This window comes from Desulfocastanea catecholica (assembly GCF_054657295.1).
This window is the reverse complement of record NZ_BAAHYZ010000021.1, coordinates 31,811-49,577: the sequence shown is the minus strand read 5'-3', so window position 1 is coordinate 49,577 and position 17,767 is coordinate 31,811. Positions and strand designations below refer to the sequence as shown.

At 53.2% G+C, this 17,767-nt stretch carries 14 protein-coding genes; 12 read left to right on the top strand and 2 right to left on the bottom strand.

Annotation, left to right across the window (positions count from 1 at the left end; all coding sequences use genetic code 11):
- Positions 1-11: 11 nt before the first annotated feature.
- Both ACYQ8U_RS17205 and ACYQ8U_RS17200 read right to left on the bottom strand, forming a co-directional pair.
- Positions 12-725 carry a YkgJ family cysteine cluster protein gene (locus ACYQ8U_RS17205; protein WP_459946796.1) on the bottom strand — a complete coding sequence of 238 codons (714 nt, stop codon included), beginning with the start codon at positions 723-725 and terminating at the stop codon, positions 12-14.
- A gap of 6 nt (positions 726-731) precedes the next feature.
- The gene (locus ACYQ8U_RS17200; protein WP_459946795.1) at positions 732-1,397 is read right to left on the bottom strand and encodes a YqaA family protein; all 666 of its coding nucleotides are present in this window, start codon (positions 1,395-1,397) and stop codon (positions 732-734) included.
- Between ACYQ8U_RS17200 and ACYQ8U_RS17195 the strand changes: the two genes are divergently transcribed.
- The 12 genes from ACYQ8U_RS17195 (at position 1,315) to ACYQ8U_RS17140 (ending at position 17,738) form a co-directional block, all read left to right on the top strand.
- Positions 1,315-2,523, top strand: coding sequence for a lytic murein transglycosylase (locus ACYQ8U_RS17195; RefSeq protein ID WP_459946794.1), 1,209 nt, complete (start codon positions 1,315-1,317; stop codon positions 2,521-2,523). The genes ACYQ8U_RS17200 and ACYQ8U_RS17195 overlap by 83 nt on opposite strands.
- 187 nt (positions 2,524-2,710) lie before the next feature.
- Positions 2,711-4,063 carry a nitrous oxide reductase accessory protein NosL gene (locus ACYQ8U_RS17190; protein ID WP_459946793.1) on the top strand — a complete coding sequence of 451 codons (1,353 nt, stop codon included), beginning with the start codon at positions 2,711-2,713 and terminating at the stop codon, positions 4,061-4,063.
- Positions 4,064-4,217: 154 nt separating this feature from the next.
- Positions 4,218-4,802 carry an SCO family protein gene (locus ACYQ8U_RS17185; RefSeq protein WP_459946792.1) on the top strand — a complete coding sequence of 195 codons (585 nt, stop codon included), beginning with the start codon at positions 4,218-4,220 and terminating at the stop codon, positions 4,800-4,802.
- A gap of 68 nt (positions 4,803-4,870) precedes the next feature.
- Entirely contained in the window at positions 4,871-6,592 is a 1,722-nt protein-coding gene (locus ACYQ8U_RS17180) for an ABC transporter substrate-binding protein (RefSeq protein ID WP_459946791.1), read from the top strand.
- A complete protein-coding gene (locus ACYQ8U_RS17175; protein WP_459946790.1) occupies positions 6,592-6,897 on the top strand; it encodes a hypothetical protein in 306 nt (101 codons plus the stop codon). The genes ACYQ8U_RS17180 and ACYQ8U_RS17175 overlap by 1 nt, the downstream gene beginning before the upstream one ends.
- Positions 6,894-8,051, top strand: coding sequence for an ABC transporter permease (locus ACYQ8U_RS17170; protein ID WP_459946789.1), 1,158 nt, complete (start codon positions 6,894-6,896; stop codon positions 8,049-8,051). Before ACYQ8U_RS17175 ends, ACYQ8U_RS17170 begins: the two co-directional genes overlap by 4 nt.
- A gap of 4 nt (positions 8,052-8,055) precedes the next feature.
- Entirely contained in the window at positions 8,056-8,745 is a 690-nt protein-coding gene (locus ACYQ8U_RS17165) for an ABC transporter ATP-binding protein (protein ID WP_459946788.1), read from the top strand.
- A complete protein-coding gene (locus ACYQ8U_RS17160) occupies positions 8,742-9,746 on the top strand; it encodes a hypothetical protein (protein WP_459946787.1) in 1,005 nt (334 codons plus the stop codon). The genes ACYQ8U_RS17165 and ACYQ8U_RS17160 overlap by 4 nt, the downstream gene beginning before the upstream one ends.
- Before the next feature lie 40 nt (positions 9,747-9,786).
- On the top strand, positions 9,787-11,649 hold the full coding sequence (locus tag ACYQ8U_RS17155) for a sigma 54-interacting transcriptional regulator (RefSeq protein ID WP_459946786.1): 1,863 nt from the start codon (positions 9,787-9,789) through the stop codon (positions 11,647-11,649).
- Between the two features lie 286 nt (positions 11,650-11,935).
- Positions 11,936-12,301 carry a putative quinol monooxygenase gene (locus ACYQ8U_RS17150; RefSeq protein ID WP_459946785.1) on the top strand — a complete coding sequence of 122 codons (366 nt, stop codon included), beginning with the start codon at positions 11,936-11,938 and terminating at the stop codon, positions 12,299-12,301.
- Between the two features lie 35 nt (positions 12,302-12,336).
- Positions 12,337-12,504, top strand: a complete 168-nt coding sequence (locus ACYQ8U_RS17145; RefSeq protein ID WP_459946784.1) for a hypothetical protein — start codon at positions 12,337-12,339, stop codon at positions 12,502-12,504.
- Positions 12,501-17,738, top strand: coding sequence for a right-handed parallel beta-helix repeat-containing protein (locus tag ACYQ8U_RS17140; RefSeq protein ID WP_459946783.1), 5,238 nt, complete (start codon positions 12,501-12,503; stop codon positions 17,736-17,738). Before ACYQ8U_RS17145 ends, ACYQ8U_RS17140 begins: the two co-directional genes overlap by 4 nt.
- Positions 17,739-17,767: the final 29 nt, after the last annotated feature.

Here is a 17,767-nt window from a genome sequence, read left to right as displayed (position 1 = left end):
AGGGTGGAAAATTATTGTCCATTGAGGACATCTTCCACCCGCCTGCCGTTGATTTCCGTGTCGAAGATTTTCTGCAGCAGGGGGGCAACCTTCTGTGCATGTTCCTCGCTGAGAAGAAATCCGGGTAAGGGTCTGGCGGTGAGGGTTTGCAGACGCGCCTGCCTGCTCAAGATTGGAGTGAGCTGGCCGGCTATTTCCTCGAATTCACGGATATCGAGAAGGGCTGGGAGCACATCGAGCATGTTGCCCCAGTACTCTTTTTGCCCCAGATGTTCGAGAAGCTGGCTCACCGCCGTGGCGGCTTCAAAATATTCATCGGATATTCTCGCCGGGTGCAGGGCGGAACAGGTCCGGGTCGAGATGAACAGGCGGCAGCCGAAAGGCCGGACCGGATAGATGCGGCAGAGATTGTCTTCCAGAAACGGGCAGACCGACAGGTTCTGCTGGTCACCGGGATCAACCTCCCTGCCTTCAAGGCAGGCCTCGGCAAAATCATTGGTGGTCATCCTCGGTGGCTGGTGGCCTGGCGGACAAGAAAGTTTTTCCGCCAGCCAGGAAGACATGCCTTCGGCGACGATATAACGGAGAATTGACTCTCCCTCCAGGGCGGTGATAGTGACGTTCTGCGTGCAGCAATAGCTGCAGCCTTTCCGGCAGGCCACCCCCGGTTCACTGTTCCACTGGTCAAAGATATCGTATATGGTATGTAAAATCTGCTGTTTCATGGTCGCTTAGCCTCCTGGGCTCTGTGTTGCGAGAAGGGCAAGAATAGCATATCGACAAAATTTGCCAACAAAAACAAGCACGGAAAAACGCAAGAAACCGATTCGAAAGATACCAGCCAGCAGGCAGAGCGGATCACCGATCACCGGCAGCCAGCTGAGCAGCAGCGACCAGATGCCGTAGGTTGTATATATTTTCTCGGCTCGCTCCAGCTGTCCTTCCTCGATGCGCAGGATGGTTCGGATGAACCAGTGGGCACCCAGTATGCCAAGCAGATAGGTCGTGCAGGCGCCCAGATAGTTGCCGATGGTGGCGACGACAACAACATCCTGGATGGAAAAATTTTGCAGAACCATTACAATAAGCAACCACTCGGAACCGATTGGCAGAATGGTAGCCGCCAGAAAACTGAGGAGAAAGAGCAGGGGCAGGCTGGGGCTGGTAAAGAGGGCGGGCAGGTTTTCCATGGGAAAAAGGGTATTCGAAAAGAAGCGTTTTGGCAAGAGCAGGCTTTGCCGCTGTTGCCGGGATTTGTACCGGTAAATTGAAAGTATCTGAGAGGTTGATGTGCAGAGGATTTTGTCGAAATTTATGTCGAGATTTACGGTTGTTTTTCTTTCATTATTCATGTTCAGCGGAATAATGGGTGGTGCGGCCATGGCAGCTGCCGACACCGAATTTTCCCGGTGGATTGACGGCCTGTATCCTGAGGCAAAGCAAGAGGGGATACGCAGAACCACCTGGGAAACGGCTTTTGCCGGGGTGACCGAGGTGGATGCGGCAGTCCTTGAAAAAGCCAATTATCAGCCGGAGTTCACCACCGAGATCTGGGATTATCTCGATGCCCGGGTAAACCCACTGTCTCTTGGCAAGGGTGAGAAAATGGGCAGATTTTATGCCCGGACTCTTGCTGATGTTGAACAAAAATTCGGCGTCGAGAGGTCGGTCCTGCTGGCCATCTGGTCGATGGAATCAAATTACGGCGCCATCTTCGACAAGCCGGAACGACTGCACTATGTTCCCCGCGCTCTGGCCACCCTTGCCTATGGCGACCCGAAAAGGCAAAAATTCGCTCGCACCCAGCTGTTTGCCGCCCTGAAAATCCTCCAGGCCGGGGATATCGAAAAAGAGCAGCTGACCGGCTCCTGGGCCGGGGCCATGGGTCATACGCAGTTCATTCCCACCAGTTATCTGGCCTACGGCGTCGATATGGATGGCAATGGCCGGCGCGATATCTGGAATTCCATCCCCGACGCCCTGGCCACCGCCGCCAACCTGTTACATAAAAACGGCTGGCGAACCGGCAAAACCTGGGGATACGAAGTCATTCTTCCCGCCTCCGGCGCAGAGTTGCAGGAACAGACGAAAACCCTGGCTGAGTGGCAAAAACTTGGTGTTAAGAGAGTCGGCGGCAAGGGTTATCCGTGGCCGGAAGATAATGCCGTTTTGAAGATCCTTGCCGGACCGGAAGGCCCGGCCTTTTTGATGATGAAAAATTTCTACGTCATAAAGCGCTATAATAATTCCGATTCGTATGCCCTTTCCGTCGGCCTTCTGGCCGATCGGCTGGCGGGGTGGAACGGCCTGGTCCAGCCCTGGCCGAGACCGGCCGGGTCGCTCGGTATCGAAGACAAGCTTGAACTGCAGGAACGACTGCAGCAGCAGGGCTACTACTCCGGGGCAATCGATGGGTATCTTGGCGACGGCACCAAGCAGGCGATCAGGCAGTTTCAGATCCAGGCCGGATTGACCGAAGATGGTGTGCCATCGCAGCAGGTTCTGCGCGCCTTGCGCAAATAACGTCTTTTCTTGGGTTCTGTGGACCTCTCGAGTTCCCTGATGGTATTCTCCATGGTGTAAATAAGAGTTGACGGAGAGCTATAACACTGCAATAATGTGAGCATTATTTCCGAAAAAATTCGGTCAGGTTTTCTTTACGTATGGCATTTCAAAAACATAACAAACCTCAGCCTGCAGGAGTAAAATTATGGGAAGAACGCGCGGATTTATTCTCTTTTTGTTGTGCCTGCCACTGGTAATCTCAACAGCTGTTGCTGAAGCGATTGATCGCGATTCTTGCCAGGTCTGCGGTATGTATATTGACGAATACCAGAAAACCGCCGGAAAATTGGAGTACAGGACAGGCGAAGTCGTTCAGTCCTGCGGTCTGGCCTGCTTGCTTCGACTGGTCGAGGATGCCGGGGGACCGGATGCATTTACTGCTCTTTGGGTCAAGGACTGGGTATTGGGCATACCTTTACCGGCAGAGGAGGCAACCTATGTTATTTCCAGTAAGATTATTCCGGATATGCTGCCCAGCATCATCGCCTTTAAAGAGCGAGAGGAAGCCGAGCATTTCAAGGAAGAAAACGGCGGCGAGCTGATTACTTTTTCTCAGGCTCTGCTGATTATTTCTCCCACTGCCATGACCATGCCGGCGCGGATCAAGACGGCGGTGCTCCCCTCAAAAGGCGCGACAGGGGTGAGTATCGGGGTCATGACCATGAAAATGGACAAGGTTAAAATCGACTCTGATTCAGTGGATCCGGATAACTTCGTTAAACGTCCTGGCCAGATGATGGGCCCGAAGGAAATGAAAACCGATGCTACCATGTTTATGGCCAGCTACGGCCTCACCGATACCATGGCACTAGACATCCAGGCGTCGTATCTCGAGAAGCGGATGGAGATGTATACCATGGGAGGGAGAAAGACCGTTACCACCGAAAATAATGGATTCAGCGATATTTTCGCCTCCTATCGTTATAATGTATTCAAAAGTGTTTATTACAATCATTTTGTGACTTTGCTTGCGGAAACAAGCCTGCCCACCGGTGACTTTGACCGCGAGTATCTGGCGCAGCCGGGGTTGCAGACCGGAACCGGGGATTTTACTTTCGGTGGTGGATTGTTGTATACCTACCGCTACGATGATTTTTGGTTCCATACCATGCTTGGCTACACGCATAAACTCGAAAATAGTGATGATTTCAAGTTTGGTGACGAAACCCGGTTTGGCGTGGCATTGCATTACACGCCGACCTACGATTTTATGTTCGGGGTGGAGGCCGACGCGGTTCACTACGACAGAAATGAGATCAACGGTACTGACGTGGGCAATAGCGGCGGCACGAGAAGCATGCTCACCGGTGTTGCTTCATGGCGATTTCTCACCGCCCTGGGGGGAAATTTCAACCTGCGCCTGACTGCAGGTATTCCGATGTATGAGGATCTCAACCACACCACACTAATGGGCGGCCGGGAAGCTGTACAGATGGGAGGAGGCTGGTTCGGCAGTCTCTCGCTGAACTTCAATCGTCGCTTTGTTCCCACGATGTAGCTGGGTAAAACCGCCTCACTACTTCATTGGTTATATTCTTGAGATGATTTAAGGAAAATGATACCCTTTGTGGTATTGTTGATGAAAGACCACAGTCGAACATTAAAAACGATTTTTGTCTCCTTTAAACATACAATTCAACAGGTTGTGTCATATGAATCAACTACATCCACGACTGGCCCGGACGACATCTCTCCTTTTGATCCTGCTTTTTCTAGCTGCCAACACCTGGGCCGAAGATAAGAAAATTTATCAACGAACCATGGAAGAGTATCAAGTTCCCGATCTGATCTTACTCAACCAAGAAGGGCAGGAGGTTCATCTCAAATCGTATTTTGACTCGGACAAGCTGATTGTCCTCGATTTTATCTTTGGCACCTGCACGACTATCTGCCCGGTACTTTCGGTGAGCTTTGCTCATCTGCAGAAAAAATTGGGGGAGGATCTTGACCGGGTCCGGCTGGTGTCGATCTCCATAGATCCTGACAACGACACTCCGGAAGTCCTCAAAGAACATCTGCAGAAGTACGGCGCCCAGCCGGGTTGGGATGCCCTTACCGGAAAACGCGAGAATATCATCCAGGTGTTAAAGTCCTTTGATGCCTATGTCGCCAACAAAATGGATCACTTTCCCCTGACCATTCTGCGGGCCCCAGGGGAGAAACAATGGGTCAGACTCTACGGATTGCTGAGTGCATCCGATCTGCGCAAGGAGTACGAACAACTGATGAAAAAATAGCAACGTTGACAAAAAATAAGCTTTTTATTGCACAAGAAGACTCCAATAATTTTAAAGGAAAATTCTCAATGAAAGCAAGGTATATCCCCCTCTTTTTGCTCTTTTTCTGGCCCTTTTTTCTCTCCTCATCGCACTCTGCCGAGCTGATAGAGGGATATTCTCCCGAGGAGGCCTTGCGACTCGGTGAGAGAATGTACCGCGACGGGATCCTCCCCTCCGGAGAACCCATGCAGGCGATGGTCATGGGGGATATCCCTTTTGACGGACGGATGTTTACCTGTGACGATTGTCACCAGAGAAGCGGATTGGGGTCAAAAGAAGGCACCGTCATCACCTGGCCGACTAACGGCAGGGAGCTCTATTCGCCCCGTCGCAGTACAGGCGCCTTCAGGCAACCTGCCAGTGAGGCGGAGAAAAAAAATTTCCGCAGAAAGCTCCCGCAGTATTTCCAGCAGATCGAGGATGTCCGGCCGGCATATACCGATAAAACCCTGGCCCGTGTATTGCGAGTGGGAAAGGATCCTGCTGATCGCAAACTTGACCCTATCATGCCGAAGTATCGTTTGAGTAACAAGAATATGGCCATTTTGGTCTATTACCTGAAAAATCTTTCCGTTGAGTTGTCGCCGGGTGTCGACGAGACATTCCTGCAATTTGCCACCGTCATCGCTAGCGATGTTGCCGAGGAAAAGAAGACAGCTATGCTGTCTGTGCTCCAGGCCCACATCGATGCCCATAACTCCCAGACAAGACATGAGGATCGGCGAGCCGCTTCCGGTCCGTTTTACAAGAGCGAAAGGCACCAGGCGTACCGAAAGTTGCAACTCCACGTCTGGGAGTTGACGGGGCCAGAGACAACATGGCCTGAGCAGTTGGAGAAATACTACGCCAGCCAGCCTGTTTTTGCGCTTCTTGGCGGGATCACCGGGGGAAGCTGGGAGAAGATTCATGCTTTCAGCAAGCAATATAAGGTGCCATGTATTTTTCCTGTAACAGATCTGCCGGTCATATCCGACTCCGACTGGTACACGCTCTACTTTGCCAAGGGCTATTACCAGGAAGGCGAGAGCACTGCTAAATATGTCCGCGCCGAGATGGGACTGGACAAGCAATTGAAAATTGTGCAGGTGTACCGACAGGGCGACGGGCGGGGTTCGGCACTGGCCCGGGGTTTTGCCGAAACCTGGCGGAAGATGGGCGGTACAGGGCTTGAGGATTTGCTGCTGCGGGAGAACAGCCTTGACAGGGACCGGATTTTCAGTGAACTGTTTACCGGTGACAAGCCTGTGGTTCTGCTCGTCTGGCTTGATGAGAGTGATACGGATACGTTCAAGAACCTGAGCAGCCATGCCGGTCGAGCAGCGATGATGTTCACTTCGTCATCCCTTCTGCACCATGATTTTTCAATTATTTCAGATCAATTGCGGGAAAATCTCCTGGTAACCTATCCGTATAGTTTGCCCCAGGAGGATGAGAGAAGTCGTTTTGCCGTGGAGAGGTGGCTCCAGGCCCGGAAAATCCCTGTTGTTGATTTTGATATCCAGGCCAAGATGTATTTTCTCGGCTGGATGTTACCCGGGGCCATCAAGAGCATGCGCCACGAATTTTTCAGGGATAAATTTCTTGAAGGGTTTGACATGATGATTGACCAGGACTACGCCATAGCCGTCTACCCGCGTTTAACCTTCGGCCCGGGGCAGCGCTATGCATCAAAGGGCTGCTATATCGTCAAACTGACCAAGGGAGAAAACCCTGAATTGGTCCCGACAAGCGACTGGGTAACCTACTGATGAGAAGAGGTAAACTGTTTGCAGCGTTCATCGTTTTTGAATGCGTTGCACTGCTGGTGCTCTGTCTGCACGGCAGTGTCGGCCGGCTATCCGGTCGCACGCTTGAGCTGCAGGCCAAGCGCGCCCTGGTCAGCCGTCTTGGTCTGACCGATCCGGCAATCTGGACCGAGGCCAGATATACCAGACATCCTTCCCAAACTGATTTTTTTACCGCATTTCAGGATTTTCCCGGCTCTCCGGATCATTTTCCGGCCGGCTCTCTTATCGCACCCGTCCAGCAGATTTTTTCGGGAGGAACGGAGTGACAAAACACCTGAAAATTATCGACTATGCCATATCGTCACTGCTCAGACGCAGGTTCAAATCGATAGCCATTCTGGTTGCCTACAGCATCACCGTGGCAACCCTGGCGTCAGTGCTGTTTTTGACCCATGCCCTCAGGACGGAAACTTCCTTTGTCCTGCAGGGTGTTCCTGATTTGATTGTCCAGCGGACCATGGGCGGCCGCCACGAACTCATTCCTGTCAGGTACGCGGAGGAAATCGGCAAGATCCTCGGTGTCGGCAAAATTACTCCCCGCTACTGGGGGTATTACTATGATGGACTCACCGAGGCCAACTATACCCTGCTCGGTACCGGCGGGGAGGCCGTGGCGCTGGAAATGCTTCAGGGCAGCCTGCCGGTCAAGCCGGATGAATGTGCTGTTGGCGCCGGGGTTGCGGTTCTGCGAGGGTCTGGTTATTCCGACGAGCTGATTCTTGTTAACAGTAAAAATATCGGCGTTCTTTTTGACGTGACGGGGATTTTTCGCACCGAATCGAGCCTGTTGACCAATGACCTGGTGGTTCTCACCGATGCGGCCGTTATCGATTTTTTCGGTTTTCCGCCGGACAGGGCTACCGACCTTGCTGTTTCCGTGCCAAACAGCAGTGAGATCCAGACCGTGGCGGCAAAGATAAAGCAGATGTTTCCCGACACCAGGCCAATCACCAAACGGGAGTTGATCAGGACCTACGACATGGTCTTTAACTGGCGGAGCGGGATGATGCTGACGGTCTTCTGTGCGGCAATAATCGCACTGTGCATCATGGCCTGGGATAAGGCAACCGGGATCAGTGCCGAAGAAAAGCAGGAGATCGGTATTCTGAAAGCCATAGGCTGGGATACTCCCGATATCCTCGCCCTGAAATTCTGGGAGGGGCTGGTTATCTCCCTGACCTCATTTCTCACTGGAGTGATACTTTCCTATGTCCACGTCTTTTTCCTGAATGGCTTTATTCTCGCCGCAGTGCTCAAGGGATGGTCGGTACTTTTTCCCACCTTTCATTTGACACCGAGTATCAACCTTTTTCATCTGCTGGTCATGGGTTTTCTCACCATTGTCCCTTATATCGCCAGCACGGTGATACCAACCTGGAAAACAGCGATTACTGATCCGGATTCAGTAATGAGGGGGTAGTGGTTTGGCACTTGTCGAGGTCGAAAAAGTCTCCAAGGTCTATAATCCGGCGATGGCCGATGAGCTGACCGCCCTCGATGGGGTGTCGCTGACCATTGACCGCGGGGAGGTCGCAGTTTTGACCGGGCCAAGCGGTTCGGGGAAGACGTCGCTGCTCAGCCTCATCGGCTGTATGGCACGTCCGACAGAGGGGAGGATTTTTGTGGACGGCAAGGATGTCGTTAAGCTCCCGGAACGGTTCCTCACCGATATAAGGCGGCAGAAATTTGGTTTTATTTTTCAGCAGTTTCATCTGATCAGGGAATTGACGGTGCTGGAGAATGTACTCCTGCCACTGTTGCCACTGGATATCAGCGTCCGGAAAATGCACGAGACGGCCCTGCCGCTCCTGCACAGGCTGAAAATGGAGACGAAAAAGCATCTCAAGGTAAAAAAGCTCTCCGGGGGAGAGCAGCAGCGGGTTGCCATCGCCAGGGCACTTATCAACGACCCCCAGGTGATTATTGCCGATGAACCAACCGCCCATCTGGACAGGAAGCTTGCCCAGGAATTTATGGACACCCTGACGCGCTTCAACGAGGAGGGGAAGACCATCGTTATTGCGACCCACGACCCTTTTATTCAAGAGTATCCGCTCGTCGGCAAGATTATTGCCATGCGGGACGGACGGCTGGAGAGGATTGAAACGAAGTGATTCTTCATCCTGGTGTCATCGCCCTTATCGTCGGTTCGGCAATCACCCTGTTGCTGCTGCTGTATGCGACCGTCACCGGCACGGTTATTTTCTTTCGCTGGGACTACCGCAGCAGCTCCGCCTCGCAGTTGCTGCTGGAGCGCAAGACCTATCTGATCTCCACCCTGGTCAATTATGCCCTGGGTTTTCAGGTTGCCTCGCTCATTCTCTTTATTTACACCATGGATGATATTCATCGGCTGTTTGTCGGGGCCATGTGTGCCACCGGTTCTTTCAATGCCAATCCGGTGGGCTGGTATGCACTGCTGTCAAAGATTACCGTTTTTTTTCTGGCCGGTTTCTGGATAGCCCTGAACACAATTGACCAGAGAGCGGAAGAGTATCCGCTGGTTAAACTGAAATATCTGCTGCTTGCGCTGCTGCTGCCCTGCATCGGCGTCGATTTTCTGCTCCAGATGAGCTATTTTCTTGGTCTTCAACCGGATATCATTACCTCGTGTTGCGGTTCTCTTTTCGGCAGCGGCGGTGAGAGCGCCATCAGCAGTCTCTCCGCGCTGCCGGTTTTGCCGGCAATGACCGCTTTCTATGGTTTTTTTGTGGTCTTTACCGGGCTTGCCTGCCTGACCTTTTTTCTGGCGATAGCCCTCCTGCGCTATCTCCTGACGATGACTTCCGCGGCCTTTCTCGTTCTGTCCATTCTGTCGATTATCTCTTTTGTCTCCATATATATCTATGAACTGCCCACACACCACTGTCCCTTTGATATATTGCAGCGGGAATATAATTTTATCGGGTACCCGGTCTACCTGACCCTCCTGGTCGGGGTCTATTTCGGGATGCTTCCCGGCCTTTTTCAACCGCTGAAAAAAATTCCCTGCCTGCGGGAACCGATTGTTCTGGCAGAGAAAAAATGGCTGTGGTGGAGTTTGGTAAATGTTACGCTTTTTGTTGCATTGGTGACCTCGGTAGTATGTTTCAGCAATCTCACCTATTTCGATTGATGGTGAGAGGCAGGTGTATCCGAATCGTAAGGTGGAGTCTATGGACAAGAAGGTAAATAACGATACTGTGTTCGAAGAAAGAGAAGAATTCAACAATGCATCAGCAGAGCCTCGGCAGATGGATATCAGTTTATCGAAAATCTTTGCGGCAATGCCCGACGGAGTGGTCTGTACCGACAGCAAGCGACGAATCCTCATGGTAAATCCGGCTATCGAAGCTATTCTCGGCTACACTGCGGAGGAACTGCTTGGTCGTCGGATTGATTTTCTCTACAGTGACCGGAAAGATTATGAATATCAGGGAAAAATACAGTGTCAGTGTCGCCTGGACGGAAAAACAGCGAAAAATTTGTTTGAAACAACTTACCGGAAAAAAGACGGCACATTCTGTCCCGTGGAAATCATGCACACTGTCGTGAAAGGCGAGGACGGCGAAGAGATCTTCTTTATCAAATTGATAAGGGATATTTCCGGGCGCAGGAAAGTGGAGATCAACCTGCGGCGGCTGGAACAGAAATTTCGGACGGTGGCTGAATTTGCCTATGACTGGGAGTGCTGGGGACTCCTGGACGGCACCTTTCTCTATGTGTCGCCTGCATGTGCACGGATAACCGGGTATTCCGCAGATGAATTCATGGAAAACCCGTCGCTTTTTCGGCAGATAATTTTTCCCGAAGATAGAGACGTCTGGGAGGAACATCACCGTGATTCCAGTAACTTGAATATAGACCGTCGAGAAGTGCAGTTCCGCATTATCCGACGCGATGGAGAGATCCGCTGGATTGAACATGCCTGCCAGCGGGTAAAAGGAGATAATAATGAACTGCGGGGGTTTCGCTCGAGCAACCGTGACATAACCACACGAAAAAATAACGAAGAGCAGCTGCGCCAGGCACTCCTAGAGATCCAACATTACAAGGAGCAGCTTGAGGCGGAGAGCGCCTATCTGCGAAGGGAGATGAAACTGTCGTGCAACCATGACAATATCATCGGCAGCAGCAATGCCCTGCAGTATGTTTTATTCAAAATTGAACAGATTGCCGCCACCGATACCTCGGTTCTGCTGCTCGGTGAAACCGGCACCGGCAAGGAGCTGTTTGCCCGGGCGATTCATAAAAACAGCGGGCGTAAGGATCGACCACTCATTAAAATAAACTGTGCCACCCTGCCGGCTAATCTCATTGAAAGTGAGTTGTTTGGGCACGAAAAAGGTGCGTTTACCGGCGCGCACCTCAGGCAGACTGGTCGTTTTGAGCTTGCCGACAAGGCGACAATTTTCCTCGATGAGATTGGCGAACTGCCTCTTGAGCTGCAGGCCAAACTGCTGCGGGTGCTGCAGGAGGGAGAGTTCGAGCGACTTGGCGGTTCGCGGACTATTAAGGTTGATGTTCGGGTGATCGCCGCCACCAACCGTGACCTCGAAGCGGATGTCTGCAATGGGCTGTTTCGCAAGGATCTCTGGTACCGGCTCAATGTCTTTCCGATCACCGCCCCCCCGCTCAGGGATCGGGTCGATGATATTCCCCAGCTGGTCCGGTACTTCGTCGATATCTTTGCCCGTAAACTCCGTAAGAATATCGACTTGGTACCGCTTTCGGTAATGAATCAGCTGGAAAAATACCCATGGCCGGGAAATATCCGCGAGCTGGAAAATGTTATTGAACGGGCGGTGATCAATACCTCCGGCAGCACACTGCATCTGGCCGACGAGTTGAAACAGCCGAATGGAGCACGGACAACGCAACTCAAAAGCCTGGAAGATATGGAACGTGAGTATATAACCATGGTCCTTGAAAAAACCAACTGGAAGGTCAGTGGCCAAAACAGTGCCGCGGAAATCCTCGGACTAAAGAGAAGTACTTTGCGGGCCAGGATGGAAAAACACGGTATCCGCAGGCTGTAGTGGGTTTTATCCCAAAAATAAATATTTTCTCTCGCCCTTGATTTTCCCGTCGAATCGAAGTTTCGACCTTGCCGTACTGGTGGCCAAATGTAGCCCAAAGGCGATATTTGGCCACCAGTTTCCCCAGCAACATCTCTAGTTATCCTCCTGTACCTCGTAATTATTCCCTATAAAACCAGTACGCTCTATCTTTTAACCACTATGTGGTAGTTGTGGCATAGTGTTTGATAGTAATTATTAAAACCAGGTTTATGACAAGCCAATTATTATTTTCTGGGAGGTGGGGATGATTCTCACCACAATCAAACTGCATGGTCGGGCCGAGAAACGGAAAGAGATAATACAGACTCTCCGTGAGCTGGCCAACCAGTTGGCAGAGGAAGAGGGTTGCCTCAAGGCAGAGATCTACCAGGACATCGATAACAAGGACAGGCTCTATTTTATGGAGGAGTGGCAAACGAGAAAGGATCTGGATAAGTACAAAAAATCGAGATCCCTGGCCGTCATACTTGGACTGGAGAGCCTGCTGGTGGAAGAGTTGGAGATCAAGTATTCGGTGAGATTCCGATCAAAAGAGAGACAGGAAGAAGAACCACAGAGTACATCAAACAGCGTTTCCGGTGCCCGGCACCAAACCAGTGCACAGGGTTAATGTTCGGCAACCAAAAGAACACAGAGGAGGGGAACATGGCAATACAAAAACAACAGGCGACAACGATTGAAAAAATGTATGGATTCAGCCGTATTAGCCCGAATCCTGTGCTGTGCAGTGATAACGGTACACGATCACTGCAGTCGATGAGGTTCGCTCATAAAAATCACCAATCAACAAGCTTCGTGGAGGTGAGGGTATGAAAGAAAAAGTAATTAATAACCGTGGAATACCGTTCAGCACCAGTCTGCTGCTGGTATTCATAATGATTATGGCCTTTACGGTACGGGGGCAGGCTGCGAATCTGCCGGGCTTGAGTGTTACAGGCGTGGCCCCGGATGGCACTGAATCATCCGTACCGGCATACCGCTGGCTGGTCGAGCAGGACAAGACCTACCATGTCCAGACCGATGGCAGCGGAGCCGCGATCCCAACAGCCTTTGATCCCAATTGGGACCAGGGCAATGACGGCCACCCCGGCGGCGAGACCTTGGCGGTCGGCTTCCATCAGAGCTATATGCCGGTAGTCGGCAAGGGCTGTGTCGGCTTTGATGATTTGATTGCGCCAGATTTCGTCTGCAATGAAGTGGGGATTACAACATTGCAACCGAACACCCATTACTATGTTTCGGTCGTTCCCCGTTCCGGTGCCTCTATCGGCGGAGCGTCATTTAAGACCGACAACTCGGGCAATATCCCGCCAACCACTGTTTTCGTCAACCAGTATCCGATCGAGACCGCGCAAATCACCATCCTGATATTTCACGACAACGCTCCGATTAACAACGCCCCTGACCTGCCGACGGAAGAACCTGGCACCGGTCCCGGGCAGACCGATATGAGCGGTTTTCAAATTCTCGTTGAAGATGCCGGCGGCCGCTACGGCGCCTCGGCTGGCGTGCAGAGTCAGGATGCCTTCGGCAACCCGCTGGGCACCACCTATAACCCAGACGGCACTATTGCCGGCTTTAGTCCGCTGATCACCGGTCCCGACGGTCGCCTGACTATCAAGAACCTGGCCCCCGGCAAGTACGGCATCCAGGCGGTACCGCCTGCCGGTCAGAACTGGCAGCAGACTGCGACCATCGAGGGTACCAAGGTCATCGATGCCTGGGTGAAGGCCGGTGAACCGCCGTTCTTTGCCGAGTTCGGCCCTCCGGGCTACCACGTTTTTATCGGTTTTGTCCAGCCGTTTAACAATATCCCCGGCGGTGGCGGTGCCACGATCAGCGGTACGGTGGTCAACCAGCATATGTCGCGGCCTCCTGATTACGCTTTCTATAACGGCGCCTGCTTCGGCCATACCACACCATGGATAGGCCTTAATGATATGGCGGTCGGTATCGGCACAGGGATATACGCAGCAGCGACCGGGCCGGACTGTAGCTTTTCAATTCCCAGCGTTCCGGATGGCAACTATCAGGTAGTGGTCTGGGATTCAGCCCTCGACCTTATCTTCGGTTTCCATGGAGTGAGCATTGTCGACGGGGTCTGCAGCACGCCCACCGGCTCCTGCAATATCGGCGAACTGCCGGTCTTCCAGTGGTTCCATCGCCAGGAGCATCGGGCGTTCAATGATAATAACGGCGACGGTTTCTGGGATCCTGATGAAGGTCCTGCCGCGCTGGAGACCGGTTTCAACCTGCGCTGGCGTGACGGTACAATTTACCAGGGTAATGTTTCAGATGGTGCGGGTGCCTATGCTTTTGACCAGGTCTTCCCGTTTTTTTCCTGGCTGGTCGCCGAAGTTGACTTCGTCCGCAATAAGGCAACAGGTCTGACCGTGGTCGTTGACAACGGTGGACCGATTGACGGGACAGGTGGTGAGGAACCGCCGTTAGATGGCCTTGACTGGACCTTTGGCCGGACAATTAATCCGCAGGATCAGCTTAATCCGGTTGACCCTTTCTGTGCTGCTAATCCGACGATATGCTTAGAGACCGACAAATACCGCATCGAACGTGGCCCGGTCCTGACCCAAGGTTTTCAAGGCTTTATCGGCCAGACAAATGCTTTCTTGTGGGGCAAGCAACATTATCCCGACGGCGAGAACGGCGGTATCTCCGGTATTGTTTTCTATGCGGTGACCCGTGCCGAGAACGACCCCACCTATGCCGTTGCCGAGGTTTGGGAGCCGGGTATCCCCGGTGTGACCGTTAACCTCTACGACGCAACTGGTAGTATCCTGCTCAACACAACCACCACCGACAGCTGGGATGCTTCGATTCCCACCGGTTGCAAGTACGGCGACAGCGGTGCGCCTTATATGTTTGACCCTGACGGTGTTGGCGGTATCGGACCCTTCCCGCAGGACTGTTGGGATGGTCTGCGCATGTTTAATCAGGCAAGACCGGCGGTATTTGACGGTGGTTATGCGTTCGATGCAGTTTGTGCAGATGGCATGGCGCTCGACCCGGATGGAAACCCCTTCACTGATGTGGATGGAAATGTGCTCTGTTCGGATGGCGGCGTTGCCCCGGTAGGTCCTATGACGGTCGGCGAGTATGTTGTCCAGGTGATACCGCCTCCTGGCTATGAGATCATCAAGCCCGAGGACAAAAACGTCGATTTCGGTGATGAGTACAATCCGGTACCGGAATTGCTGCCACCTCCCTGTGTCGGCACTCCGACCATGGTTCCACCTTACTTGACGCTCTTTCCGGACCAGCAGATTGAATCACCTTTCGTATGGCAGAACGGCGTGTACGTGGGTGATCAACCAGCTAATTTTCGACCGCTCTGCGATCAAAAACTGGTCAACTTAAGCGCGGGCGCCAATGCTGCAGCCGATTTCTCGCTCTTTACCGAGGTTCCGGTGGCAGCCCATGCTCTCGGTTTTATCCTCGATGATACCCAGAATGAATTCGACCCCAATTCACCGAACTTTGGTGAGAAATATGCACCTCCGTTCGTCCCGGTCACCATTCGTGATTTTACCGGCCGGATGATCGGCAAAACACTGTCCGATCAATACGGGCTGTATAATTTCCTGGCGCCCTCGACGATTACGGCCAACCTGCCGCAGCCAAGCGGCATGTCGCCCAATATGCTGACCACCTGCATGAACGATCCGGGCGATGACCCCAATAATCCCGACTCCAACTGGAATCAGCTCTACAGCACCTTCTGTTATACTTTCCAGTATATGCCGGGTGTAACCACCTATCTCGATACCCCGGTGGTACCGGTCGCTGCCTTTACCGGCCCTGACCAGTTCCCGCTTGACTGCGAGTATCCGGACGGTACGCCGAGGATTTACAGCGTCTCGGTTAACGGTGGTGGACCGTATATGCCAACCTATTCCGTCACCAGCGGTCCACAGGCAGGCCGCGGTGTATTTATCAGCGGCGATCAGACCATAACCATTACTTCTATGGGCCAAGAGCAGGTCCAGAATCCAGAGTACTGCAACCCTGCTGCGGGCGTGTGTCCTGCAGGTTCAGATACCGTCAATAAGTTCGTCACCCGTGATTTCGGTTTCGGAGCGACTGCTGGAACGGTTACCCTGGGAGACCTCGGGGCGCTTAACTGCACCTGGGGTGAGCCAATCACTTGCACCGTTGATGCCGGCACCCTTGTAGGCCCGCTTTTAGGCCCGCTTGGCTCCATGGGCGGTCGCCAGCTGACCGTTACCCGGGACAATGGTCAGGAAACCGTCGCCGGTGTCACCGTTCAGGTGGGCCTGCGACAAGGCAGTGCGGTTCGTAACGTGGCCGCGGGTGGATCAATTCAGGCAGCCATAAATGCGGCAAATGCCAACGACCTGATTCTGGTAGCACCCGGCCAGTATAACGAGATAGTCGTTATGTGGAAGCCGGTTCAGCTCCAGGGCTGGGGTGAAGGCTCGACAACCATCAATGCCATCAAGGCTCCGGCCGATAAGCTGGAGGACTGGCGACTGCTGGTCGATAGTCTCATAACCAGAGGTGATATTGATCTGCTTCCCGGTCAGGAAGTGGGCCTGGCAGCACCTGAACCGACCCAGCTCTTTACCGAGGAGGGTGCCGGTGTCCTGGTGCTCGCCAAGGCAAGCGGTAACAGCAGGTTCGATCAAGGTAGAAACCAGGGAGCCAGAATCGACGGCTTTACTATAAGGAGCGCCGATACCGGCGGCGGCATCATCGCCAACGGCTATACCGATTACCTGCAGATCTCCAACAACCGTATCGCCAATAACAGCGGTTTCTACGGCGGCGGTATCCGTGTCGGCCATCCGCTGCTCACCGATCCGGACAACCTGTTCTATATCGATGGCGACAACGATTTCGTCTCTATTCATCATAACCAGCTGGTCTTTAACGGCGGGCTCGGCGGCGCCGGTGGCGGTATCTCCATGTGTACCGGCTCCGACTCCTACGCAGTCACCGAGAACTGGGTATGCGGCAACTTCTCCACCGCCGGCGGTGGTGGTATAGGCCATATCGGCCTGAGTACCAGTGTTCCGGGCCAGGGCAGTAATCCTGGTGGCAACATTCCGCTCATCGCCGATAATAAGATCATCTTCAACGAGAGCTTTTTCCAGGGCCAGACCGTCTCGGGCGGCGGCCTGTTTATTGGCGGAGCACCTCCACTGACCCCTGGAGCATTGAGTCCGGGAGCAGGCAGTGTCCAAGCGCTTCGTAACCTGATTCAGGGCAACTCGGCCGGTGCCGGTAATGGTGGCGGCGTATCCCTGGCGAGTGTCGGTGCGTCGTCACAGGTCGAACTTTTTAATAACATGATCGCCAACAACGTGGCAGGGCTTGCCGCGGGCGGTATCTCTGTGCAGAATGGCTCGAATGTATCGATTAAGAACAACACCATTGCCAATAACGATAGCCTGGCGACGGCGGGCGAGGCGTTCGCACCCGGAAGCCCCAACCAGTCCACGCCGCAGCCCGGCGCTGGTGTCGCTGTTCAGGGGGCTGCACCGACGAGTTTTGCCAATAACATCATCTGGCACAATCGGCAGTTCTTCTTCTGGGTGGATGATGCCTCAGGATGTACCCCCGGTGACTCGGGCTGCACCTCGACATACGGGATCTGTCCGGATGTCAGTGGAGGTTTGACTTGCCCTGGTGGAAACACCGTGGTGTACGATGATCTCGCCGGACTGACAGCTGATGGGACCAATCTTGTCGGTACCGATCCCTCATTTGTGCGGGAATACCTCAACGGCGCTCGCTCGGCTGTCCTCCAAACCGAGATAAATACCGGCATCCAGACGCCGGCGGCCTTTGACGAGGGCGGTAACTTTATCCGTCCGGGCTTTGGACCACTGTCGTTGTATGACGATCCGGTTGTAGCTGATGGCGATCCGGGTACCCTGTTCGGTGATTACCATATCCAGTCCGGGTCGCCGGCACTGAATTTGGGAATTAACGGGATAAGCCCTGATTTTGATGGCGATCCTCGACCAACAACGGGAGCCTCGGATAGCGGCGCAGACGAGCTGTAACAGGAGGTAATAACCCTTCCGGGCAGGTG

Coding starts and splice junctions, on each gene's coding strand:
- ACYQ8U_RS17205 (WP_459946796.1), bottom strand. CDS start 725: ATGAAACAGCAGATTTTACATACCATATACGATATCTTTGACCAGTGG.
- ACYQ8U_RS17195 (WP_459946794.1), top strand. CDS start 1,315: ATGTCGAGATTTACGGTTGTTTTTCTTTCATTATTCATGTTCAGCGGA.
- ACYQ8U_RS17190 (WP_459946793.1), top strand. CDS start 2,711: ATGGGAAGAACGCGCGGATTTATTCTCTTTTTGTTGTGCCTGCCACTG.
- ACYQ8U_RS17185 (WP_459946792.1), top strand. CDS start 4,218: ATGAATCAACTACATCCACGACTGGCCCGGACGACATCTCTCCTTTTG.
- ACYQ8U_RS17180 (WP_459946791.1), top strand. CDS start 4,871: ATGAAAGCAAGGTATATCCCCCTCTTTTTGCTCTTTTTCTGGCCCTTT.
- ACYQ8U_RS17175 (WP_459946790.1), top strand. CDS start 6,592: ATGAGAAGAGGTAAACTGTTTGCAGCGTTCATCGTTTTTGAATGCGTT.
- ACYQ8U_RS17155 (WP_459946786.1), top strand. CDS start 9,787: ATGGACAAGAAGGTAAATAACGATACTGTGTTCGAAGAAAGAGAAGAA.
- ACYQ8U_RS17150 (WP_459946785.1), top strand. CDS start 11,936: ATGATTCTCACCACAATCAAACTGCATGGTCGGGCCGAGAAACGGAAA.
- ACYQ8U_RS17145 (WP_459946784.1), top strand. CDS start 12,337: ATGGCAATACAAAAACAACAGGCGACAACGATTGAAAAAATGTATGGA.
- ACYQ8U_RS17140 (WP_459946783.1), top strand. CDS start 12,501: ATGAAAGAAAAAGTAATTAATAACCGTGGAATACCGTTCAGCACCAGT.